Genomic DNA, 13,132 nt, shown 5'->3' on the forward strand with positions numbered 1-13,132 from the left:
GTGGTTATCTCACCCACGACCATCACCGACTTTGCTCCGATTTATGCCGATGCGGAAGGACACTTCCCTGTCACTCAGTTTGATAAGAACGATGTGGAAACCGCCGGTCTGGTGAAGTTCGACTTCTTGGGTCTGCGTACCCTGACCATTATCGATTGGGCTTTGGGGCTGATTAACCCTCGCCTTGAGCGCGAGGGCAAAGCGCCGGTGAGAATCGAATCGATCCCACTCGATGACGCGTCATCATTCCGCTTACTGCAAAACTCCGAGACCACAGCGGTATTCCAGCTCGAATCGCGCGGAATGAAAGAGCTGATCAAGCGACTTCAGCCAGACTGTTTTGAAGACATCATCGCACTGGTGGCCCTATTTCGACCGGGCCCGCTGCAATCGGGGATGGTGGATAACTTCATCGACCGTAAGCACGGCCGCGAAGCGATTTCCTACCCAGATGAAACCTGGCAACACGAATCGCTCAAAGAGACCCTCGACCCGACCTACGGCATCATTCTCTACCAAGAGCAGGTGATGCAGATTGCCCAGATCCTCGCGGGCTATACGCTCGGTGGCGCGGATATGTTGCGCCGAGCTATGGGTAAGAAAAAACCTGAGGAAATGGCCAAGCAGCGCGCCATCTTCGAAGAGGGGGCGATTAAAAACGGCGTCGACGGCGAGTTGGCGATGAAGATTTTTGACTTGGTGGAAAAATTCGCCGGTTATGGTTTTAACAAATCGCACTCCGCTGCCTATGCCTTGGTGTCGTACCAAACGCTGTGGTTAAAAACACACTATCCTGCGGAGTTCATGGCCGCGGTGATGACCGCCGATATGGATAACACCGAGAAAGTGGTTGGTCTGGTGGATGAATGCTTGCGCATGAAGCTCAAGGTGCTACCACCGGACATCAACTCTGGTTTGTATCGTTTCAATGTCGATGACGATGGCGCCATTGTATACGGTATTGGTGCGATCAAAGGTGTCGGTGAGGGGCCGATTGATGCCATCATGCAAGCGAGAAAAGAGGGCGGCCACTTTAAAGACCTGTTTGATTTCTGCGCACGAATCGATCTGAAAAAGGTCAATAAACGTGTGATTGAAAAACTGATTTACGCCGGTGCGCTTGATAGATTGGGACCACATCGAGCGGCGATGATGGCGTCACTCAATGATGCAGTCAAAGCGGCCAGCCAGCATCACCAAGCCGAAGCCTTTGGTCAAACGGATCTGTTTGGCGTATTGACCGAAGCGCCTGAGGAAGTTGAGCACAAATACACCAAGGTGCCACCTTGGCCAGAGAAAGTGTGGCTAGAAGGGGAGCGTGATACCTTAGGTCTCTATTTGACGGGGCATCCGATCAACGCGTACCTTAAAGAGTTGGATAAATACACCAGTTGCCGCTTAGCCGATGCGACGCCGACTCGGCGCGATCAAAGTGTCACGGTGGCGGGGTTGGTGGTCGCAGCACGGGTGATGACCACCAAGCGAGGTTCACGTATTGGCATAATGACCTTGGACGATCGCAGTGGCCGCATGGAAGTGATGTTGTTCTCCGATGCGCTGGATCGCTACGCCGAATTGCTTGAAAAAGATCGAATTCTCGTGGTTTCTGGACAGGTCAGCTTTGATGATTTCAATGGGGGACTTAAAATGTCGGCCCGTGAAGTCATGGATCTTGGATCAGCGCGAGAAAAATACGCGCGTGGTTTGTCGCTCTCCATCGATCACAATCAAATTGATGGGCAGTTTTTTGAGCGCTTTAGTCAAATACTAGAGCCTTATCGGGCAGGGACAGTCCCTGTCCATGTATACTACCAGCGTAGCGATGCACGAGCGCGTTTAACGCTAGGGACCCAGTGGCGAGTAACGCCAAGCGACGAACTGTTAGACAATTTAAAACAACTGCTTGGTGCTAGCCAAGTGGAACTCGAATTTAACTAAGTTTGGTGAACGCCAAACCCACAAGGATCGATAGATGAGCCTGAATTTTTTAGAGTTTGAAAAACCAATCGCAGAGCTAGAAGCAAAAATTGAAGCGCTACGTGATGTGTCTCGTCATGGTGGTGATTCTGGCGTCGATCTCGCGAAAGAGATCGAACAGCTAGAGAAAAAGAGTTTAGAACTGAAAAAGAAGACCTTCAGTGATCTTGGTGCGTGGGAAACCGCTCAACTGGCCCGCCACCCACAACGTCCTTACACGCTGGACTATATCCAGCATATGTTTACCGAGTTTGAAGAGCTGGCGGGTGACCGAGCGTACGCGGATGACAAAGCGATTGTCGGCGGTATGGCACGCCTTGATGGCCGACCTGTGATGATTATTGGTCATCAAAAAGGACGTGAAACTCGTGACAAAGTGAAACGCAACTTCGGCATGCCTAAGCCAGAAGGTTACCGTAAGGCTAAGCGTCTGATGGAAATGGCTGAGCGTTTTAACATGCCGATCATTACCTTCATTGATACTGCTGGTGCCTACCCAGGTGTTGGCGCGGAAGAGCGCGGTCAGTCAGAAGCGATTGCGACCAACTTGAAAGTCATGTCGGGCTTGAAAGTGCCTGTGATTTGTAACGTCGTCGGTGAAGGCGGCTCTGGCGGTGCATTGGCGATCGGTGTTGGTGATTACGTCAACATGCTGCAATACTCGACCTACTCGGTGATTTCACCGGAAGGTTGTGCGTCTATCCTATGGCGTGATTCAGACAAAGCGCCGCAAGCGGCAGAGGCGATGGGTCTGATTGCTCCTCGTCTTAAAGAGCTTGAGCTGATTGATGAAATCATTGAAGAGCCACTAGGCGGTGCGCATCGTGATCATGTTCAGATGGCGCAAAATATGAAAGCGACGCTACTCAAGCAGCTTGATGACCTAGCCTCGCTCGACAACGATACGCTTCTTGAGCGTCGTTACCAGCGTTTGATGAGCTACGGTTACTGTTAATTGACCGTCTCTATCTTTCAAGGCCGAACTCTGTTTCGGCCTTTTTGCGTTGTGGCGCTCGCCTTTTGCGCTTGAGCATCATAGCTCCCTCCAAGTGGCAGTGATACACTTTGGCCAATGAGTCTAACCTTGATGCCTTATGACTGATCTCTATTCACACTTTAGCCAAGCCTTGTCGAGGTATCTCGACGCATGCAAACAGAGCCAGCCACGTGTGGTGTTGGCGCTCAGTGGTGGCGTTGATTCGCGTGTTTTGCTGCATCTACTTCATCAATATCGCGCCACGCAGCGCCCAGAACTCGATGTCTGCGCGGTTCACGTTCATCATGGTTTAAGTCCAAATGCGGACCACTGGGCTAAGCGGTGTGAGCAATGGACCGCGTCGGCGCAGATGGAGTGCCATGTTGAGCGAGTGAGGCTCGATTGCGGTAGTGAAAGCCTTGAAGCGAAGGCGCGCCAGGCGCGTTATCAAGCCCTCGAACACTATCTCAGCCAAGGCGATGTGCTGTTAACTGGGCATCATAGCGATGACCAAGTTGAGACGTTTTTACTCGCGTTAAAGCGCGGCAGCGGGCCGAAAGGGCTCTCTGCGATGGGTAAGCAAAAACCTTTGCGCGAAGGGACTTTGCTGCGCCCTTTACTCGATGTGAGCCGAGAAGCGATCGTCGCTTTCGCGCGAGAACATCAGCTCGATTGGATAGAGGATGAAAGCAACCAAGATGCGCGCTTTGATCGCAACTTTATTCGCCATCATGTCTCCCCCGTGCTGACCGAGCGCTGGCCCCACTTACCCACTGCGATTGCGCGCAGTGCGCAGCTGTGTGCCGAGCAAGAGTTACTACTTGATGAACTGCTCGAGGATAAGTTCGCCGCAGTTCTGCTTGCTGATGCGAGCTTATCGATTGAAGCCTTAAGCACGTGCAGTGAGGTGATGCGTGCAAGATTGATGCGTATGTGGTTTGCCGAGCACCAACTCGCCATGCCAAGCGTCAATCAACTCGCATTGATATGGCAACAAGTGGCACTGGCGCGCTGTGATGCGAACCCTAGGTTTGTTGTGGATGGTCAGCGAGAGGTTCGTCGTTATCAGCAGCGACTCTACTTGGTGGACGATCACGCCAGTCTTGAAGATTGGCAGCATGAGATTGCTATCGATCAGAGCATCGAACTTCCCGCCAATTTGGGGCACCTCGCGCTGCGCACTTCTTCTCAAGGGAGCCTGTCTTTAGCCGCGCTTGGAGCACAGCCCCTGCGTATTACTTTTGATCCGCAAGGTTTTACCGCTCATCCTTCTGAACGAGGTCATCGCCGGTCGATGAAAAAACTGTTTCAGGAGTACGGCGTACCCAGCTGGTTGAGACGCCGAACGCCGATTTTAATGTGTGGTGACCAAGTTGCAGCAGTGGCGCATCTCTTTGTTGATAAAGCCTTTATTGGTCAAGATTGTGAACTTACCTGGAACAAGTAAACCAGAGTTGTGCCACAATCGTAAAAATAATACCCCTAGCCTTATTGGGGAGTGGCGATACCCATCGTCATCAAACAAAAAAGACAATGGATAAGGAAGAGCAATGAAGACAATCGCAATCACAGTGATGATGAGCCTAGGATTAGTGAGTGGACACGCATTAGCGGCGGGCGATGCGGCGGCAGGGCAAGCGAAGGCCGCCGTGTGCGCGGCGTGTCATGGCGCTGATGGTATTGCCGTGATCCCTGGCTATCCAAACTTAAAGGGTCAAAATGAGCAGTACTTGATCTCCTCTATCAAGGCGTACAAAAACAAAGAGCGCAATGGCGGCTTGGCAGCAGTAATGCAGGCGCAAGCGTCGATGCTCAGTGAAGCGGATATCGAAAACTTAGCCGCGTATTACGCAAGCTTAAAATAACGCCATTCTTCATCAGTCTCGTCAGCGCTTTGCGACAGTGGGATTGGTCAAAGGACCCGAGTCATAACCATGGTGAGTGATAAACTGGTGGTGAGTGTTGGCTCGGGCTTTTTATTGCATGATGTTCGTGTGATAATCGGGAAAATATGTTGCGCAAGTTTAAGGGATGAACATGAAAAAAATCGAAGCCATCATCAAGCCATTTAAATTAGATGACGTACGTGAAGCGTTGGCAGAAGTCGGCATCACAGGTATGACGGTCTCTGAAGTGAAAGGCTTTGGTCGTCAGAAAGGTCACACAGAGCTCTACCGCGGCGCGGAGTACATGGTGGACTTTCTGCCAAAAGTGAAGCTTGAGATTGTGGTCAACGAAGAGGTGGCTGAGCAGTGTGTCGACACCATCATCGAAACCGCACAAACCGGTAAAATTGGCGACGGTAAAATCTTTATCACTGATGTGGAGCGCGTGGTACGCATCCGTACGGGTGAAGAAGACGAAGAAGCGATTTAACGCCGAATCCGAATGAGAACAAAAGAGCCTAATGGCTCTTTTGTTTTATCTAAGACCGCTTTCCTTACCACACGTTTTACTCTATGTTTTTTTCTAGCTATGCCTTTTCTCACTACCCGCTTTCCAACTCTCCCTTTTCCAAATAGGGTCGCGAAATGAAACAACGCCTTACCATAACGCTAGTCACCATAAGTGCGCTTACGCTAATGGGGCTCACGCTCTTTCATACCATTTTTATCTTGCCTGCCGACCGTCAGGTCTACTCGCTGTCCAATCAAGAGAGTCAGGTCTCCCTGCATTGCTACCAGAATCCACAGGCGCCTGCGCTGGATAAAGAGGGGCAACTGAATATCTTGGTGTGGAATATCTACAAGCAAAATCGTCCCTCTTGGCAATCAGCGCTGCGCGAGCTCAGTGACAACAAGCAGTTGGTGCTGCTGCAAGAGGCGAGCATGGGGGAGGCGTTCAAGCAATACATTGAACAAGCGCGTTGGTTTGGCACCCAAGTGGATGCGTTTAAAGTGTTTGATACCAGTGCCGGAGTGCTCAATTTGACACTCGGTGCCCCGCGTCTGGCTTGCGCTTACACTGAATTGGAACCTTGGCTGCGTTTACCCAAATCGGCGCTCTATGCTCGTTATCCGTTGAGTGATGGCCGTGAGCTTGCCGTGGTCAACATTCATGCGGTTAATTTCACTTATGGCACCCAAGAGTACCTGCGCCAAATTGACACCTTGGTGACGGAGCTCAGAAAGCATCAGGGGCCAATGCTGGTGGCGGGGGATTTTAACAGTTGGAGTGAAGAGCGCATGACGGTGATGCGTCAAGCGTTGTCGGGTTTAGCGCTCAACGCGGTCACTTTTACGCCTGATAACCGCACTCAGTTTCTGACGGGCCTGCAGCTGGATCATATCTTCTATCGTGGATTGACGCTGAAGACAGCAGAGGCACCACACAGTGACGCCTCCGATCATAATCCAATGTTAGCCAGTTTTGAGCTTAAAAAATAACAATATAGAGAGCCCAAATCAGGTAGTAAGCGACCCAAGGGAGAGCGGCGATGGCTAACGCTTGGCCACGCTCAAACTCCGTCCAAGTGCCGACCGCTGCATATCCCAGTGCGATGTACCAAGGCAGCAGCAAAGGAAACGAGCTGGCAAATTGCGACCATGAGTGAGTCAGCGGCAATTTGAGTAAGCCATTCAAACTATTGAGATCGGCAGCGTAGACCATCACTTGACCGTGTTTTAACAGCACACTGATGTAGCTCGCCAAATCGCCAATGATCGCTGGGAAGGTGATCACCGCGCTCGCCGCAAACCAACGCCAAAAACCATGTTGATGCTGACTCGGCTTAGTGGCCAAATTAAACCAAAACGCCAACATCACAATCGTCAGTGTGCGTCCGGCGACATCACTGATGATCTCACTGGCCATTAAGGTATTAGCATCCAGTAGAGCGAGCTGCTCAGGATTGGTGATAGCCAATTGCGCTTCCAGTGTCTCTTGTAGCCAGGCGACATTGACCATGTCAAAGTAGGCGCCCCAGAACAAAAATGGCGACAGAATTAGAAACAAGTAGGGTTGCCATCCCCACATGCCGCGCTGGTACAAGGCGAGAAAGCAAGCGCTGGGCGAACGGAAAATATCCACCAGCATGATCAAAGGGTTACTTGACGGGTTCATACGCTCACCTTAGTGACATCGACATACAACTTGAGTTTTTGACCGGGCTTGAGGTATTTCTGATTGCTCAGGTCATTCCATTTGACGATGTCGCGGCTTTTCACTTTGAACTTGCTCGCGATACCACTGAGGGTATCTCCGGAGCGGACATCATAAAAGACAGTGCGAATGATCGCGCCTTCTTTGTTCTCTTTCCAAATCACCAGTGATTGGCCAACGCGCAACGTGTCTCTTGGGCTCATGCCATTCCACTTTGCCAAGGATTGGTGCGATACGTTGTTGGTAGAGGCAATGCTCCAGAGGCTCTCCCCTGACTTCACAGTATGCGTCAGTTTATAGGTGCCACGCGCTTGAGACTGGGTTTGTGCCAATCGGTTGGATGCGCTCAAGGTGTACGCTTTGTCGTCACGGGTCGAGGTCGGAATCATCAGGTACTGACCCGCGCGAATCGTGTTGCCTTTGAGGTTATTGGCGGTGCGAATCACCTTAGTGGTTGTGTTGTGTTTGTTGGCAATCACACTCAGGCTATCGCCCGATTTCACCTTGTAACGCACCACTTTTAGACCTTGACCACGGTTGGCTTCAACGGCTTGGCGAAATGGTGCGACCGAATTGACGGGCAGCAATAACTGATGGGGGCCATCGGGTGCGGTGGCCCACTGATTGTAAGCTGGGTTTAAGCTTTGCAGCTCTTTTACCGTTAGGCCAGCGTAGTTGGCTGCAATCGCCAGATCTAACTGCTCTTTAGGATCAACCAGTTCAACCACAGGCTGGTTGGCGATGGCAGGAATATCGATACCGTATTTTTCTTGGTTGGCCACCACATCCGCTAGGGCGAGCAGTTTAGGGACATAACCACTGGTCTCTTTAGGGAGGTCAAGCGAGAAAAAATCGGTCGGCTTACCCAGTTTTTTGTTTTTACGAATTGCACTAGAGACACGACCGCCACCGCTATTGTAGGCTGCGATGGCATGTTGCCAATCGCCATCGAAGCGGCGGTTTAACTGAGTGAGGTAGTCAAGCGCGGCATCGGTCGCGGCATCGACATCTCGACGTCCGTCATACCAGTAGTTCTGTTTCAAGCCAAATGATTTACCGGTCGCAGGTACAAACTGCCACAAGCCAGCGGCGCTACCGTGCGAGTAGGCAAAGGCATCAAATGAGCTCTCTACGACAGGAAGCAGGGCCAATTCTAGCGGAAGGCCACGCTGCTCGATTTTCTCCGTAATTAGGTAGAGAAATGGCTGCGCGCGCTCGGAGACGGTTTTGAGATGGTTAGGGTGTTTGAGATACCAAGTGCGGTAGTAATCCACGCTTTTGTGCTCCGGGATTGGCATCTCGAGTTGCATCGCAATTCGCTGCCACACATCTTCTTGAGACTCTGGGGTCACAACGGGCGCGGGTTTGGTGGCTTTTGTCTTGGTCGCGGGCTTCGCAGCTACTGATGTGTGCTGCAAAGCCGTGTTAGGAGTATTGGTGTCAGGGCTTTCGCCTTCACCGGTATGGTCAGACTGAGTCAGTTGACACCCTGTCAGCAGGAGAGCCAAAGCCCAGCTATGTTTCAATCGCATTATCCAGCCCTTTTAATCTTTGGCTGCTGATAATACTTTCGTCACTTAGGCAGTGACAAGCACCAAAGTGCTAAAATTCGTTCTTCCACTCACGTAATGCGCTAAATATCGCGAGTGCGTCTGTCTCTTGGGTCCGATTGGCTACCGAGCGCATGACACTGGGTTCACCGGTACGCAGGAAAGGGTTGATGCGTTTTTCTCTCCCAAGCGTGGTAGGGAGGGTGGGTTGATTTTGCGCACGCAGCCGATTCACTTCATCACGATATTGCTGAAGTTGGACGTTATCGGGCTCGACCGCCAATGCAAACGCGACATTGCTCGCGGTATATTCATGAGCGCAATAGACCTCGGTCTCATCAGGCAGAGCCGCCAGTTTGCACAATGAGGTATGCATCTGTTCCATCGTGCCTTCAAACACGCGCCCACAGCCGGCAGAAAACAGTACATCGCCGCAGAACAGTTTGCCATCACCGACGTAGCCGATATGACCTAATGTATGTCCTTCAAGTCCGACGACACGAAACACTTCACCAAACAGCTCGATTTGATCGCCAGTAGAGACAGAGTGGGACAAGGTTGGAATCGGCTCGCTTGCAGGCCCCACCACATTGATGGTCGGGAATTGGCGCACTAGCTCGGCGACGCCGCCAATGTGATCATTGTGATGGTGGGTAATTAAAATCGCTTCCAAGCTCAATTCGTGCTGTTTGAGATACGCCAGGACTGGAGCCGCATCACCGGGGTCAACAACCGCACAACGCTTATCTCGATTTTCGATAAGCCAGATGTAATTGTCGTTAAATGCAGGTATGCTTTTGATCTCTAACATGGAAGTCTCTCCAGTGACACTGTCGTCATCGACTCTTGAGTGAAGCAGGTTAAGTATGAAGCCAGCCCGCAGTAAGAAGAAGCTAGAACAACCCCATTCGTGGGCGCAATTAAAAAACGGCCAGTGGGTGAGTGAGTCTATCCAAACTCGCGTCGATGAATGGTGTCCGAAGCTGTTTGGTTATCACCTGCTCAAGCTAGGTGGCTTGAGTTGTGAGTTAACCAGTTTTAGTTGCAACATTCAACATCAAGTCCAGCTCGACATAAAAAATCCCTTGCATAACGTCATCGCTGACGGTTATCAACTGCCGTTTCTAGAAAAGAGTTTTGATGCCATCGTTATGGCGCACCAACTCGATTATTGTAACGATCCGCACCGCTTATTACGTGAGGTTGACCGAGTGATGATGGATGATGGCTATCTGATTTTGACCGGTTTTAACCCACTGAGTTTGACCGGCTTGGCAAGCCTGATGCCATGGCGCAAGCACAACTTGCCTTGGAGTGGCCGGATGTTTACCCCCAATCGCATTAAAGATTGGCTGGGCGTACTCAATTATGAAGTGATTGAGTGCGATCGCTACGCTTTGTTTCCGATGCAAAGCTATCGAACGTTTTGGACTTGGATGGAAAATAGCCTGGGGGAGTGGGCGCGGCCGATGGGCAGCCTCTATTATATCGTGGCAAGAAAGCGGACTTACCCGCTCAAGCCGATAAAACCTCACTGGAAGCTTAAACGAAAATTGACGCCACTGGGCGTCAATTACAAAATTTCCCTCAACCCTAAGCAATAGCTGCGGTATTGAAGAATAAGGCACCGTTAGCTCGGCTGATAGCCTGTATCTTCTTCGGTTGGGTTTTCTGCGGCGGCTCTGGCTAGCTCATCGCACATCTCGTTTTCTCTGTGCCCGGCATGGCCTTTCACCCAGTGCCACTCGACGTTGTGACGTGCGGTTTCGGCATCTAACGCTTGCCATAAATCGGCATTTTTTACCGGTTTTTTGTCGGCGGTTTTCCAGCCACGCTTCTTCCAGTTGTGAATCCATTGCGTGATGCCTTGGCGAACGTACTGGCTATCGGTGGTGAGGATGACATGACAAGGCTCTTTGAGCGCCTTGAGAGCGACGATGGTAGCCATCATTTCCATGCGATTATTGGTGGTGAGGGTATAGCCTTTGGCTAAGGTTTTTTCCGTCTGTTTGTAACGCAGGACAACGCCATAACCACCGGGTCCAGGGTTGCCAAGGCAAGAACCGTCTGTGAAAATTTCCACCTGTTTCGTCATGTTTTGGTACTATTGGTTTAATCACTTAGAGACATAGTCTGACATAGATATTGTTATGAATACCAGCAGCAATTCGCAATACGGCCGCATCGTTGTACTCGATACCGAAACCACAGGTATGAACCGAGAAGGCGGCGCGCCGCATATTGGTCACCGCATTATTGAAATCGGTGCCGTTGAGATCATTAATCGTAAGCTGACCGGGCGACACTTTCACGTCTACATTAAGCCCGATCGCGAGATTCAGCCAGACGCGATAGAAGTACACGGTATTACAGATGAGTTTTTGGTTGATAAGCCCGAGTATCACGCTATCCACCAAGAGTTTCTTGAGTTCATCAAAGGGGCCGAGTTGGTGGCGCACAACGCGCCCTTCGATACCGGCTTTATGGACAATGAGTTTGCCTTATTAGACCCAAGTATTGGTAAAACAGAAGACTACTGCAAAGTCACCGATACGCTGGCGATGGCGAAGAAGATCTTCCCTGGTAAGCGCAACAACTTGGACATCTTGTGTGAGCGATACGGCATAGATAACTCACACCGTACCTTGCACGGCGCTTTGCTCGATGCGGAGATTCTCGCCGACGTTTACCTGTTGATGACCGGTGGGCAGACCTCTTTGCAATTTAATCCCGGCAGCGCTAGTGACGGCGATGTGGGAGGTGAGTCAATAAAACGCGTCGCCAGTGGTCGAAAAGCGCTAAAGGTAATCAAAGCAACGGCCGATGAACTAGAAGCACACAATAAAAGATTAGATATCGTCGAGAAGAGCGCAAGCAGCCTCTGGCGTCAGTAGGAGAAGGGATGTTGAGGAGTTGGATTGCCCTAGTGGGCATGGTATTCAGTTGTCTAGGATTTGCAGCGCAAGAGTCCTCAATGTCTCTGCTCGATAACCGTTTTCGAGTCGACCCCACCATCAAGCAAATCACCTTTGTTATCTACCGCGCGCAAAACTCCCAACCTGTGGTGTTAGTGCGCCCTGATGGTAAGAAATATTACGCCTGGCGCAGCCCAGATAATGTGCGTTGGTATCAAGAGTCGGCGATGGACATCATTTCGATTGATAACCCAATGCCCGGTCCTTGGCAGGCGATCGGTAAAGTCACGCCTAAGAACAAAATTACTCTGATTTCTCATCTTGAACTGGCTACTGACGTGCTGCCCAACCGGCTCTATCAAGGGGAAGAGCTGAAGTTCACTGCTCGCTTAACGGCGGACAAAAAGCCATTAGTTTTGCGTGATTTTCTGGACCGCGTTCAACTAAAAGTGACCTTCACCAAGTATGTTGAGAATGAAGATCAGTTAGTCAAAGAAGCGCGTCCGGTGCCAGAAGAGATCGGTGTGTTTGCTGATGATGGTCAAGGGCTCGACGAAGTGGCGGGCGATGGCGTGTTTACGGTGTCGCTACCTATTACCAGCGCGCCGGGTAAGTATCGCGTGCGCATTACCTCCGGCAATGGTGTGTTCCTGCGTGCTCAAGAGCAAGAGGTATTGGTTTATCCCACCCCATTGGAAACGACCTTCATTCAATCACGAGCCGCTGGTGAGCCTCATCGCGTGGTGTTCTCCGGTGAGATGGGGATGATCATGCCAGGCAGTCTTGCTGGGTTTGTCGACCATACTGATCCGAAGGGCAATGTGGTTAGCGTGCAAGGGGCTTCGGAGCCAGAAAGCAGCACCTTTGAGCTTGAAGTGCCGTATGACGGTACGCTGGGCAATTACCAATGGTCCTCAAAGACCTTCGCCACCGAGTTGGGCTCGCAACGTCCTCTGATCTTTGCCAAGAATCAACACACCTACAGTGTGGTCGAAGACATCGATATTGCTGAGACCCGTCGTCTGCAAGAAGAGGAACGCCTTAAGCAACAGAAAATCATGGAAGAGATGCAGTTGGCTGAGTTTAGAAAAGCTCAGCGAACCAAGAGTATGATCATCATCGGTGTCGGCAACCTAATTGCGATTTTGTTGGGGCTAGTGGTCTGGTTTGTGATGCGTAAGCTCAAAGCCAAGAAAGAAGCGATGCCGGAAATGCAACTTGAGATGCCGAAGAAGTAATCCGTAAGAGCTGTTGCGGCAGCGCTATGCAGGCAAGCATCGATGGAGAGTGTTTAAGAGTGATGCTCTCTATCAATCCAACATCAACCTTAGTGACGATAACTCGTCGGCTTAGCGAAGGTTTCTATTTACCAGTAAGGATAGTTACCAGTAAGGATAGCGAGATAAAGCAAAGGGCAGCGAGGCTGCCCTTTGTCGTTTTTATACGCTTAGTATGCGCGCATTAGGCGACTTCGACGATTTTGGGCTTATTCTTTCGAACTGGTTTGGTCGCCAGTTCTTTGGGCTCGAAATCATCGACGTTGATTACATAGAGGCGGTGCTCTTCGGCACTGCAGGTGCTGTTCATGCCACCTGTTGAGTAGTGATTAACCT

13 protein-coding genes are annotated in these 13,132 nt (G+C 50.9%); 9 read left to right on the forward strand and 4 right to left on the reverse strand.

Annotated elements, in window-relative coordinates; genetic code table 11:
* The 6 genes from dnaE to AC6R1O_RS16740 all read left to right on the forward strand — a co-directional run.
* A partial coding sequence (dnaE, locus tag AC6R1O_RS16715; protein ID WP_500657451.1) for a DNA polymerase III subunit alpha occupies positions 1 to 1,938 on the forward strand: 1,938 nt, incomplete at its 5' end.
* 34 nt (positions 1,939 to 1,972) lie between these two features.
* Positions 1,973 to 2,932 (forward strand): acetyl-CoA carboxylase carboxyl transferase subunit alpha, encoded by a 960-nt coding sequence (gene accA, locus AC6R1O_RS16720; protein ID WP_334554481.1) that lies wholly within the window; start codon positions 1,973 to 1,975, stop codon positions 2,930 to 2,932.
* A 139-nt stretch (positions 2,933 to 3,071) separates the two neighbouring features.
* Positions 3,072 to 4,400 (forward strand): tRNA lysidine(34) synthetase TilS, encoded by a 1,329-nt coding sequence (gene tilS / locus AC6R1O_RS16725; RefSeq protein ID WP_500657452.1) that lies wholly within the window; start codon positions 3,072 to 3,074, stop codon positions 4,398 to 4,400.
* Positions 4,401 to 4,503: 103 nt separating this feature from the next.
* A complete protein-coding gene (locus AC6R1O_RS16730; RefSeq protein WP_500633913.1) occupies positions 4,504 to 4,818 on the forward strand; it encodes a c-type cytochrome in 315 nt (104 codons plus the stop codon).
* Positions 4,819 to 4,990: 172 nt separating this feature from the next.
* On the forward strand, positions 4,991 to 5,329 hold the full coding sequence (glnB, locus tag AC6R1O_RS16735; protein WP_334554486.1) for a nitrogen regulatory protein P-II: 339 nt from the start codon (positions 4,991 to 4,993) through the stop codon (positions 5,327 to 5,329).
* A gap of 155 nt (positions 5,330 to 5,484) precedes the next feature.
* A complete protein-coding gene (locus tag AC6R1O_RS16740; RefSeq protein ID WP_500631723.1) occupies positions 5,485 to 6,339 on the forward strand; it encodes an endonuclease/exonuclease/phosphatase family protein in 855 nt (284 codons plus the stop codon).
* Here AC6R1O_RS16740 and AC6R1O_RS16745 read toward each other — a convergent pair.
* The 3 genes from AC6R1O_RS16745 to gloB all read right to left on the reverse strand — a co-directional run bounded on the left by AC6R1O_RS16745 (position 6,329) and on the right by gloB (position 9,415).
* Positions 6,329 to 7,015 carry a YIP1 family protein gene (locus AC6R1O_RS16745; protein ID WP_487901269.1) on the reverse strand — a complete coding sequence of 229 codons (687 nt, stop codon included), beginning with the start codon at positions 7,013 to 7,015 and terminating at the stop codon, positions 6,329 to 6,331. The two genes, AC6R1O_RS16740 and AC6R1O_RS16745, sit on opposite strands and share 11 nt — an antisense overlap.
* Entirely contained in the window at positions 7,012 to 8,586 is a 1,575-nt protein-coding gene (locus AC6R1O_RS16750; protein ID WP_500631722.1) for a LysM peptidoglycan-binding domain-containing protein, read from the reverse strand. Before AC6R1O_RS16750 ends, AC6R1O_RS16745 begins: the two co-directional genes overlap by 4 nt.
* A 70-nt stretch (positions 8,587 to 8,656) precedes the next feature.
* On the reverse strand, positions 8,657 to 9,415 hold the full coding sequence (gene gloB, locus AC6R1O_RS16755) for a hydroxyacylglutathione hydrolase (protein ID WP_334554494.1): 759 nt from the start codon (positions 9,413 to 9,415) through the stop codon (positions 8,657 to 8,659).
* A gap of 55 nt (positions 9,416 to 9,470) precedes the next feature.
* Between gloB and AC6R1O_RS16760 the strand changes: the two genes are divergently transcribed.
* A complete protein-coding gene (locus AC6R1O_RS16760) occupies positions 9,471 to 10,208 on the forward strand; it encodes a class I SAM-dependent methyltransferase (RefSeq protein WP_500657453.1) in 738 nt (245 codons plus the stop codon).
* A 26-nt stretch (positions 10,209 to 10,234) separates the two neighbouring features.
* Here the strand turns inward: AC6R1O_RS16760 and rnhA are convergent, their stop codons facing one another.
* A complete protein-coding gene (rnhA, locus tag AC6R1O_RS16765) occupies positions 10,235 to 10,699 on the reverse strand; it encodes a ribonuclease HI (RefSeq protein WP_487901265.1) in 465 nt (154 codons plus the stop codon).
* A 55-nt stretch (positions 10,700 to 10,754) separates the two neighbouring features.
* Here rnhA and dnaQ point away from each other — a divergent pair, with 55 nt between their 5' ends.
* Positions 10,755 to 11,498 carry a DNA polymerase III subunit epsilon gene (gene dnaQ, locus AC6R1O_RS16770; protein WP_487901264.1) on the forward strand — a complete coding sequence of 248 codons (744 nt, stop codon included), beginning with the start codon at positions 10,755 to 10,757 and terminating at the stop codon, positions 11,496 to 11,498.
* An 8-nt stretch (positions 11,499 to 11,506) separates the two neighbouring features.
* Positions 11,507 to 12,757: a TIGR03503 family protein gene (locus tag AC6R1O_RS16775; protein ID WP_500631719.1), complete on the forward strand. Its 1,251-nt coding sequence runs from the start codon at positions 11,507 to 11,509 to the stop codon at positions 12,755 to 12,757.
* The last annotated feature ends 375 nt before the right edge of the window (positions 12,758 to 13,132 follow it).

It is taken from the genome of Vibrio sp. R11-SG3-ISO3-SZ (assembly GCF_059834345.1).